The organism is Streptomyces sp. NPDC004647, from assembly GCF_040609575.1.
Taxonomy (GTDB): Bacteria; Actinomycetota; Actinomycetes; order Streptomycetales; family Streptomycetaceae; genus Streptomyces.
In genome coordinates this window covers 98,440-119,578 of sequence record NZ_JBEXKU010000008.1, presented here as the reverse complement: position 1 = coordinate 119,578, position 21,139 = coordinate 98,440, and the positions used below count along the sequence as shown (strand labels likewise).

Genomic DNA, 21,139 nt, shown 5'->3' with positions numbered 1-21,139 from the left:
CGCTCTGTACATGGCCGTGCGCTGCCTCAGCAGTGCAATCAGAAGCTGAAGGTTTGAGAGTGCCGCTGTTGGCGCGGCGTAACTACCGTTGTCGGAACCGCCATTCACCTTGCTGCGGCGCGCCGTTTGTCACGCCTACCGTCACGCCAACCGTCACCTCGACCGTCATCTGGTCGGTTTGGGCCCGGAGTTGATGCGGTAGGGGCATGTCGGATCTACCGTCATTGCACACGAGCCGCGCTGGCAGGGGAGCCATGAGCACACTGTTATGGCATCTGATGAAGGCCCGACACCTGCAGGTGTACGAAGCGTTCGCCACGCAGTTTGAGCAGGCAGCCAACGAGCTTGCGGATCTCGACCGGGATCCGCGGCTGCGGGGGCTGTCGGCATCGAAGCGGACAGTGGAACGCTGGTGGGGCGGAGAGCTGAAGAGACAGCCCCAGCCGGACCAGAGCCGGGTCCTGGAGCACATGTTCAAGCGTCCCATTGCGGAGCTACTCGCCGAGGGGAAGCCTCCGGTCCAGCCGGATCCGCCTGCGCTGAGCCGCGACGCGGGTCAGATGTCGGCCCGTGTACTGCTCACCGATCCTCGTAGCCCTTACGCGGATTCGGACCACATGGGAAGGCAGGTCGCAATGGCGGCAGATCGTGCACTCCGGTTCGCTGTAGCAGCCGAAGGCAACAGTCTCGGGCGGGAGACCCTCGCCCACATCCAAGGCGAAGTCGCCCGTATCGCAGCGGACTATCCTCGCGTTCCACTCCACTCTCTGCTCGGAGACCTCATCGAGGTGCAGGACCTCGCACACCGTCTCCTGGAGAGCGGCAAGGCCAAGCCGACACAGGCCCGGGACCTTTATCTCCTAGCGGCAATGGCCGCCGGGATGCTGTCCAAAGCCAGCCATGATCTTGGTGATCCCCGCTCAGCGATGGCTCAGGCCCGGACTGCCTACATCTGCGCCGACCAAGCCGACCACCATCCAATGCGAGCGTGGGTGCGTGGCCTTCAGTCCCTCATCTCGTACTGGGCCGGTCGCCCGCAGGACGCCGTCCGTTACGCGGCACTCGGCACCCACGAGGGTGCGGAGGTAGCGGGGAGCACCAGCACCTGGCTCGCGTGCCTCGATGCCCGCGCCCACGCTCTGCTCGGCGATCGTGACGCCGTCGGTGACGCAATCTCCCGTGCCGGAGACAGGCGCGAGAGTGCCGTGCAAGACGAGCTCGACAGCATCGGTGGAATCCTCACGTTTCCCAACCCTCGCCACCTGTACTACGTAGCCGAAGCGGAGGTACTCCTCGGACAGCATTCAGCCCAGGTGGAGCGGAATGCTGAAGAGGCCGTACGCGCCTACGAGACCGCGTCACAGGATGAGTGGGCCTTCGGTGACGAGGCTGGCGCTCGCACCAACCTGGCGTTGAGCCGCATAGGAAGCGGCGAACTCTCAGGCGCCGCCGAGGCTATCCGCCCCGTACTCGATCTCCCACCCGCACAACGCAATCACGGCATCATCGTCAGCGTCCGTCGCGTCCAGGACGCACTCACCGGCTCAGAGACCCGCACCGCCCAGCTCTCCAAGGACCTTCGTGCCGAGATTGAAGTGTTCAGTTCGACGCCCACTCCCTCATTGCCCGGATAGGGGCGCCGAATAGAGTCCCAGCCATGTATCCGGTCCAGCACTCCACCCCGCGACTGTCTCTTCGGGAACTCACCGTGGACGACGTCGACGGGGTCCTGGCGATCTACGGTGATCCGGAGGCGACTCGGTACCTGTCATTCGAGCCTCGAACCCGCGAGCAGGTTGAGGCTCTCGTCAGGGGGGCGATCGCCGCGTCCGGCACTGAGCCACGCACGGAGTACGCGCTGGCTGTGGTCTCTCAGGAGACTAGTGATCTGATCGGCTTCGCCCGTCTCGCCATGGACCCGCACCAGCAGCGAGCCGCAACGCTGGGGTTTGCTCTGCGTCCCGATGCGTGGGGCCAAGGCCTGGGCGTAGAGACGGTGCGGGCCCTTCTGGCTGTCGCCTTCGGCCGACTGGATCTTCACCGAGTGTGGGCTGCGCGGTCTCCGGCGAACACGGTGTCGGAGAAGACGCTGCTGCGCGCGGGCTTCGTGGAGGAGGGGCGCATCAGGCAGCACGTATTCGTTCATGATGCGTGGCGGGACTCCGTGACCTACGGAATCGTCGAGGCGGAGTGGCGTGCGACGTTGTGAGTGAGCTGCTGTGACGTCGAGGCGGCCGGCGCGCCGCCAACCGTCCCGGGAGAGAACTACCAGCACCAGCCATGTGGTTGTCAACGGTCGCCTTCCGGTCAGACCGTCCAATCACGCCGGGCTGCCAGCCACGCGAGCCAGCTGGATGGGTCGACGGCTTCGCCGATGAGACCGTAGTGCCTGCTGTCGATGGGGCGAAGGCGCACGCGTCCCATTTGAGCCCGTTGGTGCGCATCATGCGCCCCGGTGTTTGACGTCGAGTTCACCTGATGCCTCAGCCAGGCAGCCATCCAATCTCCGGCCCATGACTGCTCATATTACCTCGGTGATATCACGGTGGAGATGGTGCACTTGGCCTCAACTATGCATCCTTACAGTCGCGTTCGCCGTAAACCCGAAGTTGAACGTTGATGGTTTGGCGCCCTGCAGGCAACACCACCGCAAGCGGGGCGTGGACATCCGCAGCGATTTGAGCCACCTCGATCCGACCTGCTCGTGTCAGCACCCGTGACACATCTGGCCGACTTCTGAGAAGGGGCACAGCGTGACCACGTTGACGCACCAATGGCTTCCACGCCGCATACCGGACGACACCGACGTGCGAAGAATCTACGGCTTCTGTTTTGACGCTGTTGGCCGCGTACTACTCGGAGTTGAGGGCAGCGGCGAGGGCAGTGAAGAGCACCATATGCCCGGAGGCGCACCTGAACCCGAGGGGTATGACTTCCTTGCAACGCTAGTCAGCAAGTGCCGACGTGAATTTCGGGTCAGCATCGACAGACCCGTCTATCTCGGCTATCGGAAGGTGCGCGACGAGGCAGCGCGCTTGACGTATGCCGAGTTGTTCCTAGCTGCGCGCATCACGACCTTTCACCGCCAAGGCCCCGATTCCGGCAGCTGTCGCAGATTGCGGAGATTGCTAACTCCCGTGGACTTCGCCCCTGATCGCCTTGGTTGGGGTTCGGCAGGACTCCAGGAGGCCGCTGCCGCTGCTGCTGTCGCGACGAATGCCCTCGGCCTCGACCTGTCGATTCCGCAGGACGAGGTCTATCGGAACTGAACCGTCCACCCCCACAGCCGCGAAGCCGGGCCAACCACAGTGATCCACTTCACAATCACAACGAGTGCGGGATGAACTACGGAGAGGTGCGTACGATCACTGGAGCCTCATTCGGCGCGCGCCGATCCCAATCGATGTCAGGCACTCCGGGGAACGGGCCTGCGGGGTGCATCGCCCTGACTCCGCGCATGTTCCGCCGCAAGGAGAGGTTCATGGTGATGACGAACGAGACGTTGCATGACCGATTCATTGCCCTGGCCGACCTTCCCGAGCAAGGTCGTGTAGTTAATCTGGGGTGCGGTGCCGGCCCTGCCCTGCAGGCGTTCAGTAGGCGTTGTCCTGCGGCGTCGCTCGTGGGCTTCGACCGTTCAGCGCAGGCCCTGGATACGGCGCAGGAGCGGTTGCAAGACCATGGCGGCGGTGTCGTACTGGCTGCAGTTGACCTGCGAGATCGGCTCCCCCTTAACGACGAGAGCGTCGATGCCGTCATCTCGTCCAACCTGATCGAATGTCTGCCTGATCCGGCGCTCCTTCTGAAGGAGATATGGCGGGTCCTGCGGCCAGGCGGTAGAGCAGTGCTGTCCCATTCGGACTTCGACGCCCTCGTCATCTCCGGTGCACCCGTCGAACTCGACCGGAGGGTCTGCCATGCGTTCGCAGACGACGCTCCGACGTGGATGGACAGTTCGGATGGCCGGATCGGCCGCAAGCTGCCCGGGCTAGCGAACGCGTCCCCGCTTGCTCTGACGCACGTGGAGACTCTCGTTACCTCCTCCACGTCATTGGATGGTCACGCCGGTCGGCGGGTCGAAGACATTCGGGGAGCACTGCAGGCGACCGCGAGACGTGGGCAAGGCTATGTCGAAGTAGCCGAGATCGACGAGTGGTACATGGCGGTCCAACAGGCTGCAACACATGGGGAGTTCTTCTTCGCGGAGACGGCGGTAATCGTCTCTGTTCAGCGCCTATGACGCCTTCGCCGTACCCCGGGGGCACGTGGCAGGTACCGCTTGAGCGAACTTCACGATTGCACGGTGCTTGAGAGAACGTGAACATACACTGACCTGCGTGATCACCAACTGACCAGCAGAGGAAGCGTCTTGCGACTGATCTTTTGGAACGTTCACTACTCGGGCACGAGCCTCTGATGGCTGGCATAGTGCCGCCGGCTGGACGACCAGGCCACGCAGCGGTCATCTGCGGCCTTGGGTACTGGTTGCCGCCGAAGGTTGTGACTAACGAAGACCTCCACGCCCGTTTGGGCACCTCAGCAGAGTGGATCTACAGCAGGACCGGGATCTCTTCTCGTCATGTGGTGCCCCCAGGCATGGCTACATCCGACCTGGCGGTGGAAGCAGGAACTCGAGCAGTGACGTCTGCTGGCGGCGTTGAGGTTCAAGCACTGATATTGGCCACAACGACCCCCGACCGATCTTGCCCGGCCACAGCTCCCGAGGTCGCATCGCGGTTGGGGATGACCGGGATCGCCGCCTTCGATGTTTCTGCAGTCTGTTCTGGTTTCCTATACGGGCTGGCGACAGCCGCAGGCTTCATCGCCGCTGGCCTTGCTGAACGAGTTCTACTCATCGCAGCAGACACCTTTTCGACCCTCCTGGATCCCGCAGATCGCACCACTGTTCCGATCTTCGGAGATGGCGCCGGCGCGCTCGTGCTGCGCCGAGGCACTGACGATGAGCCTGGAGCAATCGGGAAAGTGGTACTGGGCAGCGATGGCGAGCTCAGTGACCTGATTGCCGTAGAGGCAGCCGGACCTCAGCCGCCGCGGTCTGCCACCGTGCACGAGGGGTACTTCCGGATGCAGGGACGTGAGGTCTTCCGTCATGCCGTGGAGCGGATGAGCATCGCGGCGGCCGACGCCGTGGAAGCCGCTGGCTGGCGACTCGACGAGATCGACAGACTGGTCGCACATCAGGCCAATGCACGGATTACTTCCTTCGTCGCATCAGAGTTGGGCATCCCCCCGGATCGCCAGGTCCAGAACATCGAGCATGTGGGCAACACCGCTGCGGCATCGGTCCCAATCTTGTTGGCGCAGGCGACGGCCAGGGGTGACCTAGCTTCGGGGGACCGAGTCCTACTCACTGCCTTCGGCGGCGGCCTGACATGGGGTGCCACCACTGTCGTGTGGCCCAAACTCGAATGCGTCCCGCTTGGCAGCGAGTTGTAGTCGTCCCACCACTTACACATCTCTCATCGTTAACTCCAGGGAGAAGCCGTGTACGACAGCCTCAAGAACATCCTGATCCATGATCTCCATCTCGCGGAGGGCGACATACGGCCAGAGGCTAGCCGCGAGGAGGCTGGGTTGGACTCACTCGCCATGGTGGAGTTGTCCATGATGGTCAGCAAGCGGCTCGGCATTGAGATCAGTGATGACGAGTTGCTCGAAGCCGCGACGGTCGCCGACCTCGCTCACTTGATAGGCCAGCGGAGCACACCGGCCTGACCAGGAGATTCGATTCTCGTATGGCGCTTTCCTACCTCACTCACTCCGCGAGCCGTTGATAGAGAACCGGCAGCTCCGGCAGCAATATCACTTGCGTGATTTGCCAAGCTCACTATCTGAGCGCAGAGTTGGGCGGCAGTAACGCCCGACCGGCCGAATCTGATCCATGGACGTCTCACTGAACGCCCTTTATGGGAAAGCCCGTTGACCGTTGGAGGGACCATCAGCACTCACAGTCGCATGACGCTCAAAGCTCTCACTGCTGATCAGATCGAGCACTTCAACCGTGACGGATACTGCATCATTCCGGCCCTCTTGAGCCCGAGCGATCTGAACTACATCAAGGACTACTACGCGCGTGCCGCGACGGTGCAGGCACCCGCTGCGAAGCAGGAAAGCACTGCCTGGGACCAGGATGAGAACTCGGCACCGGTACTCCGTAGGGCTCCAGCGCCTTTCGACAATGATTCCGGCTTCCGGGAGATATTCAGCTCCCCTCGCGTGCTCGACTACGTGGAGGATCTGATCGGACCCAGAATCTACCTCCACTCCTCGAAGCTCATCTTCAAGCCAGCGAGAAGCGGCCGCCGTAAGCCCATGCATCAGGATCTGGCCTACTGGACTGACATGTCGGCCCGCCAGGTCACACTTTGGTGCGCGATAGACCCTGCAACGCCAGAGCGCGGCGGGATCGAAATATTGCCCGGCTCGCACAGACGACTTCTACCGCACGAAGACTTGGACGATTACCAGGTGCGAGAGGAGGAGCTGGATCTGAGTCAGGTTCGCCCAGCCATCATGCAGCCCGGTGACGCGCTGTTCCTGGACGTCATGACCGTTCACGCCAGCACCCAGAATCGTTCTGACCACGACAGGCTTGCCGCCGTCGTGAACTACTACTCGCAGCCGAAAAGCACAACACAGACATCGCGCTACGGGTCGACGCTCCCTCTTCGTGCTCCTCACCACCAACTGCCCTAGGCGGTAATGCCCTCCATGGTGTCCAGCCACGTCAAAGAAGGCCCCGTCGTTCTCGGGATTTCATGCAGCCACGACGCTTCGGCCTGCCTACTGCGCGGCGGCGAGATTGTCGCTGCCATCCAGCTCGAACGCCTCACCCGAATCAAACGTGACGGCCGCCCGTTCCTCAATTCGCGCGCCGCCGCAGACTATTGTCTGGATGCGGCCGGCCTGACTCCTAATGACGTCGACTTGTTCGCGTTCAACACTCAGAACCTTGTGCCCACTCAGGTGGGATTGAACTTCCCGTTCGCCGACGAGAGTTTCGACCTCTTCGACCCAGTCGGTGAACGCTCGGTGTTCGTCTCCCATCACTTGGCCCACGCGTTCGCCACGTTCTTTTCCAGCCCCTTCGATCACTCAGCCGTGTGGGTGGTGGATGGTTCCGGGGGAAGCGTGATCGGCGCCGATGACCTTCTCCTGCGTGGTCCAGAGTTCGCCGCATACGTGAACAGACCTATGCCCGTTCCGCGGCCGCCCTATCACGTCGAGTCGGCGTATGTGTTCGACCGCTCCGGCTATCGCCTGGTCGATCGCGGCGTAGCGGCATCGTTCCATCCCATGTGCGGTTCGTCGTCCCTGGGAGAGACCTACGCGTCTGTTTCCCAGTACGTCTTCGGTGACTGGCAGGAGGGAGGAAAACTGATGGGCCTCGCCCCGTACGGCGAGGCTTCCAGGTTCGGAGAGAGTCTGCTCACACGGGACGACTCGGGAATATCCCGCTTTACGAGCGAATGGAAGCAGCAGCTAAGGCGAGCCAACCGGCGCGGCACGCCCATGGAGTATCGAGATCTTGCCGCGAGAGTGCAGGCTGATCTGGAGGTCGCGCTCGTCGAGCGTGCTTCCCGAGTCCTGGCTCTGACAAACGAGGCCGACCTTGCCTACGCCGGTGGTGTGGCGCTTAACAGCGTCGCGAACCAGCGCATCGTTCACGAGTCCGGAGTGCAACACTTCTACACGATGCCGGCCAGCCACGATGCCGGGGTTTCCATCGGTGTCGCGGCCGCGGCTCACTATCTGCTGACTGGTGACACTAAGGGGACCTCTGTCAGCCATGACTTCCTTGGCAGGTCCTACCAGGCCGAGGAGCTCGACGCGGCCCTGAACCGGTGGAGCGGCTGCCTCCGCACTGGCAGATATGACCAGCGGCAGATCGTCGAGCGTCTTATGCAGGGGCAGGTGATCGGCTGGTTCGAGGGTGGCTCGGAATTCGGGCCTCGTGCGCTGGGCCACCGCTCCATCATGGCCGCTCCCTTCGAACGAGCCATGTGGGAGCACCTCAACCGCTCCATCAAGTACCGAGAGGAGTTCCGGCCCTACGCGCCAGTCGTGCCCGTCGAAGCCGCCGACAGGTTCTTCGACATGGGACCGGACAAGGCGAGCCCCTACATGCTGAGGGTTGTGCAGGTACGTCCGGAGTGGCGTGATCGACTCGGTGCCGTGACGCACGTCGATGGATCGGCACGCGCACAGACCGTCGACCACATCCGCAATCCACGATGGCATGCCCTGCTCACTGCGTTCGGTGAGCGCACAGGGATACCGGTGCTGGTCAACACGAGCATGAACGTCCGCGGTGAACCGATCGTTGAGACGCCGTCGCAGGCGATCGACGTTTTGCTGTCCACTCAGATGGACGCGCTGGTGATCGAGGACCGTCTCGTGGTCCCAGTCAGCCCAGTGTCCGATGGTGTTGAGGCGTCTAGGCTGATCCGCGCGCCGGGCGTGGAACTGTCGGCAAGCGTGGGCGAGAACGGGCCGGAGTACCGGCTGACTAGCCGGGCCCGGAGCGGCCTGGTTAAGGACATCCCGCTACCCGTCTTCCTGCTGCTGGCGGACGCTGACGGAGCGACCTCGCTTCGTGATCTGCTCAAGCTGCACTGCTCGGAGCCAGAGCAACGGGCCGCGGCCGTGCGTATCGTCCATGATCTACTCGCGGACCGGCTGCTGCTCACCGACGATCAGGACGGCCGCTCATGACCCGGCGTGTATTGGACGTCGCCGTCCTCGGCGCCGGGGTGATCGGCATCGACCTGGTCACAAAGATCAAGCGGTCCCCATTCCTCGACTGCCGGCTGGTGGTCGGGCGCGATAATCCGGCCCGCGGCTTGCGGCTCGCGGCCAGTCTCGGCTGCCCTACCTCAGCTGACGGGATCGACGCGTTGGTCAACGCTCCCCGCCCGTTCGACATCGTCTTCGATGCCACTAATGCGATGTCGCATGCCGAGCACTGGGCCCGGCTCCAACCCCTGGGGACGATGCTTGTCGATCTCACTCCCAGCAGGGTCGGGCACATGGTCATCCCCACGGTGAACGGGGCCGACGCGCTGATGCGCGGCAACGTCAACCTGATCAGTTGCGGCGGCCAGGCATCCATCCCCATCTTGCATGCGCTCGCTCGGCGGTACGCACCGGACTACATCGAGGTGGTCACCACCGCCGCCAGCCCCAGCGTGGGCCGAGCCACCCGCCTCAACCTGGATGAGTACATCGCGACAACCCAGGACGCCGTCCGTGCCCTTACCGGCGTGCGCGACGTCAAGGCGATCGTCAACCTCAGCCCGGCCCGGCCACCGGCAACATTCAGGGTGGCCATGTCCGTGCTGGTCCCCGGGGCTGCTACCGAACCGGTCCGCGAGCTCGTTGCCGCCGCGGCTGACGAGGTCCGCACTTACGTTCCCGGATACAAGGTCACGGCCTGCACAGTGACCGACGAACGGGTTTTCATCGCGGTCGAAGTGACAGCTACAGGCGATCGAATGCCCCGATATGCCGGAAACTTGGACATCATCAACTCAGCCGCCGTCCTGATCGCCGAACAGCGCGCCGCAAACCAGGAACTGGTGAGCGCCACAAAGGAGTTGTCGTGAGCCAGGTCACGGGCAACGTCACGATTGATCCCCAGCGGGTGCTGATTCACGATCCCACTCTGCGGGACGGCCATCACGCGGTGCGCCACCAACTCGACCGTGACCAAATACGCGGCTATGCCGCGGCGGCCGACGCCGCCGGCGTCCCAGTGGTCGAGGTAGGCCACGGTAACGGTCTCGGTGCGTCCTCCCTCCAGGTCGGCCGGGCCAAGCTCAGCGACGACGAGATGCTGTCGACCGTGCGGGAAGCCATGCCGAACAGCCGGATGGCGGCCTTCATGCTGCCCGGCTGGGGGACCACCGCGGACCTGCAGAAGGCCGTGGCGCACGGCGCTGACGTAGTCCGCATCGCCGCCCACTGCACGGAGAGCAACCTCACGGAACGCCATCTGGGCTTTCTCCGCGACGCGGGCGTGGAGGCACACGGCGTACTGCTGATGAGTCACATGGCTACCCCTGAGCGACTGGCCGAGGAGTGCGCTCTTCTCGTGAAGTACGGCGCGCAAGCTGTGGGCATTCTCGACTCGTCCGGCCACTACCTTCCCCCCGACGTGACCCAGCGGATCACCGCTATCGCTGAGGCCGTGGACGTGCCCATGATCTTCCACGGGCACAACAATCTGGGCATGGCCATGGCTAACTCGGTGGCTGCGGCGCAGGCTGGGGCGAGGATCATCGACGGCTGCGCCCGGGGCTTCGGCGCTGGAGCCGGCAACACCCAGCTGGAAGTCCTGGTGCCAGTGCTGGAGCGGATGGGTTTTCCGACCGGCATCGACCTGTATGCGCTCCTGGACGCGGCCGACCTGGCTGAGCGAGAGCTCATGCCAGCGCCGCCGACAGTCGACTCTGTGAGCATAGTCAGCGGCCTGGCTGGGGTATTCTCGGGCTTCAAAAACCATGTGCTTGACATCTCTGCCCACTGGGGTGTCGATCCGCGCGATGTCTTCTTCGAGCTGGGCAGGCGGCAGGTGGTCGCCGGCCAGGAGGATCTCATCGTCGATATCGTCATGGAACTGCGGAACGACACCACGAAGCGCGAGAATGACGGGCCGCCGCGGGGAACGGCCCGGAGTTGACCAGCCCGAACTTCAGGGCGCGGCCAGACCGGGAACCCCTCCGATACCGACTATTGCCACGCTGCGAGAATCGATCACATGAACGAGTTGGCCAAGCAGAACGAAATCCGTCGTCAAGAAATGGTGGCATTGCGCGATGCCGTCGTGGAACGACGACGGAAGTCGACTCCTCCTGCCGCCGGGGAGTATCCGCTGGCCAACCTCAGGGCGCGCATCACTCAGGCGCTGCGTGACACGTCGGGGCGCGCCGAGATCTCCTGGGAGATCGACATCCTCGACCGTGCGCGGTTCGGCGCGGACGTGGCGTTGCGGCTGACCAGCCTGCTCAAGGAAGGCGGCCCCAAGCAGTACATCACCACACACGTGCCGTGGATCATCGAGGCGCTACGCTCTCCCGCGCTCAGCGATGTCGTGAGCGAGGTCAGCCACAAGGGTATCTACGTCAATGTCCGACTCACTGACAGCTGGTACCTGAGTGCCGTGCAGTCGGTCATCGACCTGGACAGCCGGTTCGGCCTGAACGACAGCCGGTCCGATCGCACGCAGATCGTTGACTACTCATCACCCAACGTGGCCAAGACACTCCACGCGGGCCACCTCCGCTCCACCATGATCGGCCACGTGCTGAGCAATCTTTACGAGGCTTGCGGGGCACTGGTCTACCGGCTCAATCACATCAATGACTTCGGCGGATTCGGCTTCATGCTGGAGGGCTATCGCCGGTTCGAACCTCTCTTCCCGGAGGGGATGCGGAACAACGACCGGCTGCTGGCGATCTACTCCATCAGGCGCACGATGGAGCGGGCCGTGGCCGCCGGAACGGATCTGGAAGGCCTGACCGAGCCAGACCGTGAGGTCATCGCCACCTACTTCCCAGGGGTCACCGAGGCTGACGAGCTCCGGAAGACGTACGAGGGCTTCGTTGCCGCCTCCGACGCACGGTTTCACCGGCTAGAGGAGGGGGACGCCGACGAGGTCGCCCTCTGGCTGCGCATGGTGGAGTGGAGCCTGGAGGACTTCCAGTCCTTCTACTCGGCGCTGGACATCGACATCGACTTCATCATCGGCGAAAGCTTCTACCTCGACGCCGGAAACACGGTGGTCGACGAGGCCGTCCGTCGCGGTACAGCCTTCGAGCTCACCAAGGAGATGGTGAACGACCAGGTCACCGAGCTCGACCGCGCCGTCGAAGAAGGGGAGATGACCCCCGAAGCGCGGGCCAAGGCCGCTGCTTCGCTGGAGAAGGACATCGGCGCGATCGTGGTCCAGTTGCCCGGGGGCGAGCGGCTGGTGACCCGCCGTTCCGACGGCCGCAGCATCTATGCCACCCGTGACCTTGGGGCGATCAAGCTGCGGCGTGACATCTTCGACCCGACCGACATCAACTACGTGGTGGGGCAGGAGCAGCGCGTCCACTTCTCGCGGCTGTTCCAGGCTGCCGAAGTCATCGGCCTGGCCGCGCCAGACGAGCTGAAGCTCAAGCACACCTACTTCGGTTTCTACGTCGATGCCGAGACCGGCAAGAAACTGTCCAGCCGAGACAGCGTCGCCGGCGTCAACGACCTGCTCGCCGAGTCCGTCAAGTACTACCGTGCGAAGACGGCCGAGAGCGGCGGCATGGCTGAAGAGGAAATCGATCAGGCTGCCCGCCAACTCGCCGTAGGCTCAGTGGTCTTCAACGACCTCAAGAGCGACATGAAGGGCACCGTCAGCATTGCCAGGGGCGAACTGACCCCCACGATTACCGCATTCGAGAAGTCGGGCGGACCCTACGTCGTCTACTCCGCCTGCCGGGCCAGGGCCATTCTGCGCAAGTACAACCAACCGCTGCCCGAAGCAGCCGACATCGCGTCCTTCGACGTCAGTGACCAGGAGTCCCTCCTGATCCTGAGGCTCATGGAGTTCCCTGAGAAGGTTGCCAAGGCAGCCGACGAGGACAACTCGGCAATCCTGGTGCGGCACCTGCTCGACCTCGCCGGAATCTACAACTCCTACTACGCCAGCTCCCCTGTACTCCAGGGTGGCCAGGCGAATAAGTTCCGACTGCTGATCACCAAGTCCGTGCAGTCGGTCCTGGTCAACGGGTTGAGCCTCTGCCACGTGGAGTGCCCGCCCAAAATCTGATGAGAGGCGGGCATAGCCCATGGGAAGACTGGCTGGGAGGCGCGCCATCGTCACCGGCGGCGCCAATGGCATCGGACGAGCGATCGCGACGGCGTTTGCTCGCGAAGGCAGCGATGTCTTCTTCACCGCGCTGAGTGATGAGGATGCGGCAGAGTCGACCCTCACCGAACTACGCGACCATGGCGTGCGGGCAGATTACATACTGTTGGACGCCGTCAACCTTGACGGCGTCCAACAGTTGATGGACGCGGCGTCCAGGGCGCTAGGGCTTCCCGACGTCCTAGTGAACAATGCGGCCACAGCCACCCGGACCGCGTTTCTGGACCTGACACCGGACGAGTACGAGCGTGTCATGGCGGTCAATCTCCGGTTCCCTTTCTTCGCCACGCAGGCGTTCGCCGCCCAACTGCGCGCCGCTGGTGTCCCAGGCAGCGTCATCAACATCAGCTCGCTGAGCGCCAGTAGCGCCGTGAGCGCCATGGCGCATTACCAGAGCAGCAAGGCTGGCCTGTCGATGTTGACCCGTGGCGCGGCCTACGAACTGGCGCCGCTGGGTATCCGTGTCAACACCATCTCCCCGGGGCTTACTGCAACCAAGGCAAACTCCAACCAGTGGCAGAACGACCCCGAGCTCTGGCAAGAGCGGGGGAAGGACATCCCGCTCGGACGGCCGGGCCGTCCTGAGGATCTGGCCGGCGCCGCAGTCTTCCTAGCGTCCACCGAGTCAGAGTGGATGACGGGCGGCGACATCGCGGTGGACGGCGGCGAGGTAGCACTGTGACCAAATGGGCGCCGTTGATGATCGACGGCTCAAAGCTCGAGCGAACCGATCTGCTTCCTGCGGTCATCGACGCGCTGGGGGAGGCATTGCTCGCGCTGAGGGCTGGACAAGCGCAGACCGCTCCGCGGACCCTGTTGCAGAGTGGACCAGCGCCGTCGGCCCAGCTGCTGGTCAGCCCTGCTACCTGGGAACAGCGCGGGGTTGCGGGCCTGAAGATCACCACCCTCACCCCGGGGAACCCGAGCCGCGGGCTCCCTCTTATTCACGGCATCGTCGCCCTGATCGACCTGGAGACAGGTCAGGTCGTTGCTCTCCTCGATGGCGCTGCACTAACGGCCGTCCGTACGGGAGCAGTCGCAGGTCTGGCTACCCGGCTCTGTTCACCGCCTGAAGCCGGAGACCTGGCCATCATCGGCGCGGGAGTACAGGCCCGCGCACTGCTGCGGGCGATGGCAGCAGTTCGCCCCATCCGCTCTGTCCGGCTGTACTCCCGGACCAGGGCTGGGGCCGAGGTGTTCGCCAGCTGGATCCGGGAGAGGCTCGGCGCGGGTGTCGGCGTCGCGGTGTGCGACGACGCGCAGACAGCCGTCCGGGACGCCGAGATCATTTGCACAGCCACATCCACCGCCAGCGACACGCCGCTGGTAAAGGCTGAATGGGTAACGTCTGGAGCCCACCTCAACGTCATTGGTGGCACCCACGAGGATGCCATCGAGGTCGCGCCTGCGCTGCTCGCGAAAGCCTTCCTGGCTGTGGAGCAGCAGGCCGACGCACTGGAGGATGCCGGCGAGATCCGGTCCGCGCTCGCCGATGGCCTCATCGACAGTAGCCACCTCCACGAGCTGGCCGCGCTGCTGGACGGTGAGGCCGCACCAGCCCCCGGGCAAACCACTCTGTTCCGCGGAGTCGGTTTGGCAATCGAGGACACGGCCGCCGCGTCTGCCCTGTACGACGCTGTACGCACTGCTGGCTAGCGCCCGGCCCGGCCGGGTCAGTCACCCGGCCGGGCCGGGCGGGCGTCTCTGGACCACGCCAGGAAAGATCTTTCGAACACGATGACGGATTCCCCGGTGGACTTCGTGCCGGTTGTTTCGACGGTCACGACCCCCTGTCCCGGACGGGACCGCGACCAGCGTTTGGAGAGGATGCGACTCCTCGCGTACAGGGTGTCGCCGACGAACACCGGATCGGCTAGCCGTACCCGGTCCCAACCCAGATTGGCCACGGCGCGGGCCGATAGCGCCTGTACCGTCATTCCGCCAACCAGAGCCAGCGTGATCGAACTGTTGACCAGGATTCGGCCATAACCGGTGCCCTCCGCGTATGCCTGGTCAAAGTGCAGCGGGTGCTGGTTCATGAGCAGCAGGGTGAGCCAGGTGTTGTCGGCTTCCGAGATCGTCCGGCCCGGCCAGTGCTTAATGACCATGTCGGGTTCGAAGTCCTCGTAGTCACCACCGTGCTCTTCGACGTACTCGTTCTCGCCAACGCGCCGCAGTGTCACGCGTGCTCCTCTTCCCGGTTCGTCTCCAGCCCTGCGGCAGGGGCGGGGCCGAACCGAGCAGCCCATGCCTCGCCCCTGGCCAAGGCCGCGCGGGCCTTCCGGACAAACGGGGGGCCGACCATTCGCCCGTCGAGCAGGGCGATGCCGTCGCCCGCCGCGCGGACCGCGTCCATCACCCTTCGGGCGGACCGCAGTTCGGCCTCGTCCGGCCGGAAGGCTCTGTTGATGGCAGCAAGTTCCTTGGGGTGGACGGTGCCCTTGCCGTGAAAGCCGAGGGACCGCGCATGCTCGATCTCCTCGTCCAGCACAGACGGGCTGGCCAACTGGAAGTTCCCGGTGTCGATACAGGCAATGCCGTGACGGGCGCAGGCGAGTGCCATGGCCTGCCGGGCGGAGAGCAGTCCGGCTTGGTTGATCTCGATGCCCAGTGTGGACGCCAGGTCCGCCGACCCGAGGATCAGCCCGTCGCTCGCCGCGGCAATCCGGTCGATCGCGTCGACCGCCTCGATGGTCTCGACGGTCACGTAGATCTGCGGGTGCCAGGAGGCCGAGGCCAACGTCTCGCGCAGCAGCACGGGCTCGGCCGGGAACCTGACCATGGTCATGAAGACAAACCCGGGCCTGGTCCGGCCCGCGGTCAGCATCGCGATGTCGTGCACCGCCTCGATCGATCCCAGAGGATTGATGCGGACAGCGAGGTTTGTGGGATCTGGTGACTGGTCGAGTGCCCGTTGGCAGATCTCCCGGGCGTCCTGCTTGGCCGGTCCGGGGACCGAGTCCTCCAGGTCGATCAGATGGACGTCGGCGTCGTACGACCAAGCCCCCACCACCCTGCCCAGAGAGAGAGCCGGGGTGTACAGGATGCTACGCAGAATGGCGTGTGCGATCTCGGTCATGCACCAGTCTCCGGCCGTACGGGGGTCGCCGACGGGGCCCCGACCTCTTCAAGGACAGCGCACAGCTCGCTAACCTGCTGGTGGGTGTGGCCGGCTCGCAGCATGACTCGCAGCCCCGCTGTGCCGCGGGCGACGATAGGGAAGAACACCGGCGAGACATAGAAGCCCGCCTCGAACACCCGCCGGCCCGCCTCTATCACTCTTGAGTCGTCCATCGGGACCAGCCGAATCGGGAAGGTATTTCCGGACTGGGAGGTTGCGATGCGGGAGTCGAAGAGCGCGATCCTGTCCTGCAACCGCCGCTGGAGCGTGATTAGTTCGTTGGTCCGGTGGATCTCCGCTGAGGCCAGGCCGGCACCTACCGCTGCAGTGTTCAACGGCTGCGAATAGCTGAGGGCGCCAGCGAAACGCTCGATGATGCGCAGCGTCTCCTTCGGGTGCCCGTTGAGGAGGATGGCCGCGCCGCTGGTGCCGAATGCCTTGTTCAGGGTCGTCACCGTGATGGTGCGGTCGTCCAACGCCGGGCTGGTCGAGCGTACGTAACCGATCCCGCGCGTTCCGTACGCCGAGACGGAATGGGAGTCGTCGTAGAACACTTGGAGGCCGTAGCGGTCCTGCAGGGCGGCCAGTTCCTTGACCGGGGCGTACCCGCCCAAGCTGTCACTGCCGTCGCAGATGTACCAGACCCTGGCGTACTCCTTGCAGCGGTCCTCGATGAAGTCCAGATCGTGGTGCCGACAGGTGACGATCTCGGTTTCGTCGGCGCACACGGGCTTGGCCTGGGCCATGGAGACATGGCAGTTCTTGTCGAAGATCATCAAGGGCCGGATGCCGTCGCCAACGTGCCCCGAGGCGATCAGCGGGAGCAAGCCGGCGCTCGCCGCGCTGGCGGAGATGGCGGAGACCGCGTCGGCTGCGAACAGTTCGCCGAGCGAGGTCTCCAGTTCCAGCAGGGCCGGTATCTGCACCCGGCTGCGCGGAATACAGTGGTCCAGCACGCCGTAGGTGCGCAGCGCGGCGACGGCGCCCTCGATCACCTTGGGATGGGAATCGAGGTCCAGGTACGAGCAGCAGCTGAAGTTGACGAACTCGTGACCCATTCCGGTCCGCAGTATGCCGTCGTCGAGTTCAGCAACAATTCCAGCCAGGCCGTTGCGTTCCGAGATTTTCCAAAAGGAATTACCGATGTCAACCGACTTTTCGTTGTTGCGGAATCGGTTGGTCGGCTGGATCATCTTCCGCCCGGTCACTTCTTGCCGCCCATGGGTGACTGCTCAGGCTGATAGTCGTAGAAACCCTTCAGTTTGCGGAACGCGGTCTTGTAGAGCGAGTCGGCCAGCATCAGAGGGTGACGGAATATCTTTGTGCTGCGCAGCCAGAAGTTTATGTTGATGTTCACTCGGTCAAGTCCGTCGACTTGGTGCCACCAGCCCATGGGGAGGTACAGCATCTGGCCCGGCTCCAGGACAATGTCTCGACGCTGCGCAAGCGCGGCCGCCAGCCGGGGAAAGCGTTTGATGTCGGGGTTGTCGACCCTGATGGCCTCTGAAGTGTTGGCGTAGCCACGAAGAACCGACCGGATGTAGTAGTTCTTGAATCCCGGCGGCATCACAATGAAACGCTTGCGCCCCTCGAGTTGGAAGTTGAAGTTCTCGAACTCATCGAAGTGGTTGCGTCCGCGAAGTCCGTCGTAATTCACCCAGATGTTAGCCGAGTTCAATGGAGCCTGATAGTCGAACATCTTTCCGGTGTCGAACCCAAGCAGATCATTGATGATTTCTGGCTGATTCTTGATGTTCGAAACGATGCGATACGTGCCGTCCGTATTCGACTTGTAGGGTTCACTCTCGAAGAAATCGCGAAGGGGGATCTTCGTGACCTCGGCGCGCGTTTCGTTTTCCTTGGTGCGATCCTTCGTGAACAGAGCCACGTTGGTGTCGCCGAGGTTCTCGATGACGGCGCTCCGGTAGAAGCCGGGCTCTGCCGGCGGGAAGACATCGATGACCGCAGGAACGTCGGCCCTAATGATGGCGTCGGGCCCCCAGGCCAGGAATTCGTCCAGACTGAGTCGAGGGAACGGAACGCTTTCGATGCCGAGGAACGCGGAAGCTGTGTCGTTCATGAGGGGATCCTCTCTGCGCTGGTGGAGGGACGGAGGGGAGCTTCAGTCTTGGAGTCCAGCCATGCCGCGTAGTCGTCATCGACGAAAGCGGCCACACGAGTGACGTCCGCCCGTTGGTCGGCGTCCAGGTCGTCTGTGGGACAGGCGCGCTGGTCGGTGCAGAAATCGAAGAGATCCTCCGGCCTCACCCCGAGACCGTGCCTGGACCGGGCGGGCCTGGACATCACCTCAGCGCGGGCGAGGGTGATTTCGGCACGCCACTCCCGGCGCTCGGCGAGGCCGTCGATCCGGTGCCGGGCCCGTTGGCCATAGTCACGGCGCAGGTCCCGCGAGCGCACCAGCTCCAGGCAGGCATCCACGCACTGCCGCGGAGTGCTGACCAGCAGAGCACTGTCGGGCGTGAGCAGGTCGCGCACCCCGCCGACCGGGAAGGCCACGCACGGCAGTCCGGCCAGCATCGCCTCTTGGAGAGCCTTCTCGCTGGTTGCGTAGGTGTACGGGTTGAGCGGGTAGCAGAAGATGTCCAGACGGTTCAGAAACGCGGCGGGGTCTGGCTGGAAGCCTAGGAAGCGCACTCGCTTGCCGAGGCCGAGCCGATCAGCTTCTGCACGGTAGGTGTCCAGTGGGCCGTCGCCAGCGAACTCGAAGTCGACCTCAGGCGCGGCTTGAATGACCCGTGCAGCGATCTCCAACATGGCGGCGTGCATCTTGATCGGCTCGACCGTGCCGAGGTAGCCGATGGTGATCCTGCTGCCATGGCCCTTGCCGACGCGGGGAGTGCCGCTCAGGGGCGTGCCTGTCCCTAGACCGGCCTCGGAGAAGACGCAGCGCGCGGGAGGAAGCCCGGCAAGCTGACGGTTCCTCTCAAACTGCGGGTTCGCTGCCGCACTCGGGGTGGTGACGGTGCACCCGTCAACGCGGGAGAGCAAACTCGCGCTGGGACACATCCGGGGTGCGTCGAAATGGCCGCGGGAGTGAAGAATGATTCTGCTGGCAGACACGTCGGTGTTGACCAGGAAGTCGTTGACGTAGGGATTGTTCCACCATTCGACCTGCACGACGTCCGCAGCCGCCGCAGCGGTGCAGGTTGCTTCTACCCCAGCGACGACCTCAACGCCTGCTCTTTCAAACGTCGCCCTGTGTTCCGGTTGAGGTCGAACCAATGAGGCCACGGCCGGAGTCACGTTGGCGGGGCCGCCGACGCACATCCGCAGCAGCCCCATGCTGGCGCCGCCGTTGGTCAGTTCCTTGATGACATGGAGCACCTTCACCGGGCTGCACCTCCGGCACGCCAGCGGTCCAGCAGAGTGGCTCGGTCGTATGGGAAGCCGCCGAACAGCTGCTCATTGATCTCCAGGGATTCCTCATCGGCGAGCAACAGGAACTGGAACAGGCGGTCGTCGAGCATCGTCTCCCATCGGTTGAGGACCGCCATGCCCTGTGCACGGCCGTCATGGTGCAGGCCGTCGAACGAGCTTCCTTGGCCGTACGCACTCACTCTGTTCAGTCCGTGATCGGAGTGCTGCAGCTCAAGGGTCTGGGAGATTCTTCGCCGCTCGCCAGCGTCGCTGAACCAGGAGTTGAAGGCGACGTACGTGTAGCCAAAGGAGCTGGTCTTGAGGTAGCCGGCATAACGTTTCCACAGGTCCAGGAGATCGCGGATGCGGTAGCGATAGGCGAAGGCAGGGTCGGACTGCGCCTGCCGGGCGATAGAGGCTGCCGTGTTGGGGAAGTCCCGGAGGACCACGACAACGTCGCAGCGGTGCGCTACATGCGCGTTGTGGTGGAGAGGGAATGTTGTCGGATCGAGATTTTCATAGCCGACTATCAGGGTGCGTTCCTGAGAGCCGATGGTCATGCGGGTGTACTTGTCGCGGTCAACGGTCAGGAGATTTCCGTTTGTCGCGAACAGGGAAATCTCGGCGCTGTTCAGGTAGCGGACTTCTGAGTCGTCGAAGTGGCCGCGCAGCCATTCCGAGATCGCGTGGTTCGCGCCGCGGCGCAAGCCGAAAATGAAGATGGCGCGGTCGAATAGAGGTTCAGGTGCCGGTGCTGAGTGGGGTGTCTGGTCGGCCGCTATGGTTGCAGCCAACTTCCGAATGTGCTCGGCGGACAGCTGTCGAGCCCTCGCATGTTCCAACGCCGTGTCTTGAAATCTTATCGCCGCTTTGAGGGGTGGCAGGTCAGTCAAGACAGTTTCGCGGTCACCAAAGCGCCGCAGTACATGTTCCAGCGCAATAGGGGAAAGGAGTAGGGTCAGTGCGCGAACGGCGCGTTCACGCTCGTCGTCCACACGGGCCCGCTCAAGTTCTGCCTGCTCGAATCGTCTATTCGGCTGAGTGAACATGTTCTCCCCTAGCGCAAGGACTGATTTGAAGGCAATTGAGATGCCGGGGCGCTTCCCTGGAGGTGCGGCTTCGACTGAGACTCGGTGTAGCCCTGTGGATCGGCGCGCTAGTGAGGCTGCTGTTCGCGACCGTTGGCGTCCTCGCCAACGTGCGGTGGCTTGTCTGCATTGCGCTACACCGTCCCAGGGGTGACTGATCGGACACACGCTGGTACAGACCGTATGCATGATCCACTGCTCGTTGAACAGGGAATGCGAAAATCTGTGCGATCTTTTCCCTCGCCCCAGCCACTCGGGCATGCGGGGTACAGGGTTGCGGGGCAACTGGCTCTGCTCCCCTCTCGGTTGGCTCCGTCCCCACATGGCCAGGAATGTGCGCTGCCGGAGCGCCCAGTGGGTTCGAGAAGCACACGGTGACAGCCAGAAGCCGTCAGGCATGAGGCCGCAAGATCATGCAGTGGATCTCCGGGGCCGTAGAACTCGTATCCAACAGCCACGCCCACAGCTGCCCAGGATCGACAAGCACGTTGGGAGGGGTGGCGTCCCCATGGCAGGGAACTCGCACCGGGTCCTGTATCGCCCTGCGAAGTGCTTGGGTACTGGCTGGCGCATGAGAGGCGAGAGCTTCGCCCAACTCGACTTGCAGCTCACTGATTTGAGTCGGCG

19 protein-coding genes are annotated in these 21,139 nt (G+C 63.7%); 13 read left to right on the top strand and 6 right to left on the bottom strand.

The features are described from left to right. Nucleotides 1-278: 278 nt before the first annotated feature. From ABZW18_RS05815 to ABZW18_RS05755, 13 genes are all read left to right on the top strand, one after another. Nucleotides 279-1,634 (top strand): hypothetical protein, encoded by a 1,356-nt coding sequence (locus tag ABZW18_RS05815; protein ID WP_356182602.1) that lies wholly within the window; start codon nt 279-281, stop codon nt 1,632-1,634. Between the two features lie 23 nt (nt 1,635-1,657). Continuing rightward, on the top strand, nt 1,658-2,209 hold the full coding sequence (locus ABZW18_RS05810) for a GNAT family protein (protein WP_356182600.1): 552 nt from the start codon (nt 1,658-1,660) through the stop codon (nt 2,207-2,209). A gap of 544 nt (nt 2,210-2,753) precedes the next feature. Beyond that, complete coding sequence (locus ABZW18_RS05805) at nt 2,754-3,269, top strand: hypothetical protein (RefSeq protein WP_356182598.1); 516 nt, start codon at nt 2,754-2,756, stop codon at nt 3,267-3,269. Between the two features lie 212 nt (nt 3,270-3,481). After that, complete coding sequence (locus ABZW18_RS05800) at nt 3,482-4,240, top strand: methyltransferase domain-containing protein (protein WP_356182596.1); 759 nt, start codon at nt 3,482-3,484, stop codon at nt 4,238-4,240. 176 nt (nt 4,241-4,416) lie between these two features. Then, nucleotides 4,417-5,457 carry a beta-ketoacyl-ACP synthase III gene (locus ABZW18_RS05795; protein WP_356182593.1) on the top strand — a complete coding sequence of 347 codons (1,041 nt, stop codon included), beginning with the start codon at nt 4,417-4,419 and terminating at the stop codon, nt 5,455-5,457. A gap of 48 nt (nt 5,458-5,505) precedes the next feature. Beyond that, nucleotides 5,506-5,736 carry an acyl carrier protein gene (locus ABZW18_RS05790; RefSeq protein WP_356182590.1) on the top strand — a complete coding sequence of 77 codons (231 nt, stop codon included), beginning with the start codon at nt 5,506-5,508 and terminating at the stop codon, nt 5,734-5,736. Between the two features lie 240 nt (nt 5,737-5,976). Beyond that, nucleotides 5,977-6,717: a phytanoyl-CoA dioxygenase family protein gene (locus ABZW18_RS05785; protein WP_356182587.1), complete on the top strand. Its 741-nt coding sequence runs from the start codon at nt 5,977-5,979 to the stop codon at nt 6,715-6,717. A gap of 15 nt (nt 6,718-6,732) precedes the next feature. After that, complete coding sequence (locus ABZW18_RS05780) at nt 6,733-8,736, top strand: carbamoyltransferase C-terminal domain-containing protein (protein WP_356182584.1); 2,004 nt, start codon at nt 6,733-6,735, stop codon at nt 8,734-8,736. Beyond that, nucleotides 8,733-9,626, top strand: a complete 894-nt coding sequence (locus ABZW18_RS05775; RefSeq protein ID WP_356182581.1) for an acetaldehyde dehydrogenase (acetylating) — start codon at nt 8,733-8,735, stop codon at nt 9,624-9,626. The genes ABZW18_RS05780 and ABZW18_RS05775 overlap by 4 nt, the downstream gene beginning before the upstream one ends. A 23-nt stretch (nt 9,627-9,649) precedes the next feature. Next, complete coding sequence (dmpG, locus tag ABZW18_RS05770; protein WP_356182644.1) at nt 9,650-10,702, top strand: 4-hydroxy-2-oxovalerate aldolase; 1,053 nt, start codon at nt 9,650-9,652, stop codon at nt 10,700-10,702. Between the two features lie 78 nt (nt 10,703-10,780). After that, nucleotides 10,781-12,826: an arginine--tRNA ligase gene (gene argS, locus ABZW18_RS05765; RefSeq protein ID WP_356182579.1), complete on the top strand. Its 2,046-nt coding sequence runs from the start codon at nt 10,781-10,783 to the stop codon at nt 12,824-12,826. A 19-nt stretch (nt 12,827-12,845) separates the two neighbouring features. Then, nucleotides 12,846-13,607, top strand: coding sequence for an SDR family oxidoreductase (locus tag ABZW18_RS05760; protein ID WP_356182576.1), 762 nt, complete (start codon nt 12,846-12,848; stop codon nt 13,605-13,607). A gap of 17 nt (nt 13,608-13,624) precedes the next feature. After that, a complete protein-coding gene (locus tag ABZW18_RS05755) occupies nt 13,625-14,581 on the top strand; it encodes an ornithine cyclodeaminase family protein (protein WP_356182641.1) in 957 nt (318 codons plus the stop codon). Nucleotides 14,582-14,598: 17 nt separating this feature from the next. Here the strand turns inward: ABZW18_RS05755 and ABZW18_RS05750 are convergent, their stop codons facing one another. Genes ABZW18_RS05750 through ABZW18_RS05725 form a run of 6 tightly spaced genes read right to left on the bottom strand, consistent with a single transcriptional unit; the run spans nt 14,599 to nt 20,473 of the window. Further along, entirely contained in the window at nt 14,599-15,108 is a 510-nt protein-coding gene (locus tag ABZW18_RS05750; RefSeq protein WP_356182574.1) for a MaoC family dehydratase, read from the bottom strand. Then, a complete protein-coding gene (locus ABZW18_RS05745) occupies nt 15,105-16,004 on the bottom strand; it encodes an aldolase/citrate lyase family protein (RefSeq protein ID WP_356182572.1) in 900 nt (299 codons plus the stop codon). The genes ABZW18_RS05750 and ABZW18_RS05745 overlap by 4 nt, the downstream gene beginning before the upstream one ends. After that, on the bottom strand, nt 16,001-17,254 hold the full coding sequence (locus ABZW18_RS05740; RefSeq protein WP_356182569.1) for an aminotransferase class I/II-fold pyridoxal phosphate-dependent enzyme: 1,254 nt from the start codon (nt 17,252-17,254) through the stop codon (nt 16,001-16,003). The genes ABZW18_RS05745 and ABZW18_RS05740 overlap by 4 nt, the downstream gene beginning before the upstream one ends. Continuing rightward, the gene (locus ABZW18_RS05735; protein WP_356182566.1) at nt 17,251-18,126 is read right to left on the bottom strand and encodes a cupin-like domain-containing protein; all 876 of its coding nucleotides are present in this window, start codon (nt 18,124-18,126) and stop codon (nt 17,251-17,253) included. Before ABZW18_RS05735 ends, ABZW18_RS05740 begins: the two co-directional genes overlap by 4 nt. Further along, nucleotides 18,123-19,397, bottom strand: a complete 1,275-nt coding sequence (locus ABZW18_RS05730) for a glycosyltransferase (protein ID WP_356182563.1) — start codon at nt 19,395-19,397, stop codon at nt 18,123-18,125. The genes ABZW18_RS05735 and ABZW18_RS05730 overlap by 4 nt, the downstream gene beginning before the upstream one ends. Further along, nucleotides 19,394-20,473, bottom strand: a complete 1,080-nt coding sequence (locus tag ABZW18_RS05725) for a hypothetical protein (protein WP_356182560.1) — start codon at nt 20,471-20,473, stop codon at nt 19,394-19,396. Before ABZW18_RS05725 ends, ABZW18_RS05730 begins: the two co-directional genes overlap by 4 nt. Nucleotides 20,474-21,139 lie beyond the last annotated feature (666 nt).

Coding starts and splice junctions, on each gene's coding strand:
- ABZW18_RS05725 (WP_356182560.1), bottom strand. CDS start 20,473: ATGTTCACTCAGCCGAATAGACGATTCGAGCAGGCAGAACTTGAGCGG.
- ABZW18_RS05815 (WP_356182602.1), top strand. CDS start 279: ATGAAGGCCCGACACCTGCAGGTGTACGAAGCGTTCGCCACGCAGTTT.
- ABZW18_RS05810 (WP_356182600.1), top strand. CDS start 1,658: ATGTATCCGGTCCAGCACTCCACCCCGCGACTGTCTCTTCGGGAACTC.
- ABZW18_RS05745 (WP_356182572.1), bottom strand. CDS start 16,004: ATGACCGAGATCGCACACGCCATTCTGCGTAGCATCCTGTACACCCCG.
- ABZW18_RS05800 (WP_356182596.1), top strand. CDS start 3,482: ATGGTGATGACGAACGAGACGTTGCATGACCGATTCATTGCCCTGGCC.
- ABZW18_RS05760 (WP_356182576.1), top strand. CDS start 12,846: ATGGGAAGACTGGCTGGGAGGCGCGCCATCGTCACCGGCGGCGCCAAT.
- ABZW18_RS05755 (WP_356182641.1), top strand. CDS start 13,625: ATGATCGACGGCTCAAAGCTCGAGCGAACCGATCTGCTTCCTGCGGTC.
- ABZW18_RS05795 (WP_356182593.1), top strand. CDS start 4,417: ATGGCTGGCATAGTGCCGCCGGCTGGACGACCAGGCCACGCAGCGGTC.
- ABZW18_RS05735 (WP_356182566.1), bottom strand. CDS start 18,126: ATGAACGACACAGCTTCCGCGTTCCTCGGCATCGAAAGCGTTCCGTTC.
- ABZW18_RS05780 (WP_356182584.1), top strand. CDS start 6,733: ATGGTGTCCAGCCACGTCAAAGAAGGCCCCGTCGTTCTCGGGATTTCA.
- argS (WP_356182579.1), top strand. CDS start 10,781: ATGAACGAGTTGGCCAAGCAGAACGAAATCCGTCGTCAAGAAATGGTG.
- ABZW18_RS05775 (WP_356182581.1), top strand. CDS start 8,733: ATGACCCGGCGTGTATTGGACGTCGCCGTCCTCGGCGCCGGGGTGATC.
- ABZW18_RS05785 (WP_356182587.1), top strand. CDS start 5,977: ATGACGCTCAAAGCTCTCACTGCTGATCAGATCGAGCACTTCAACCGT.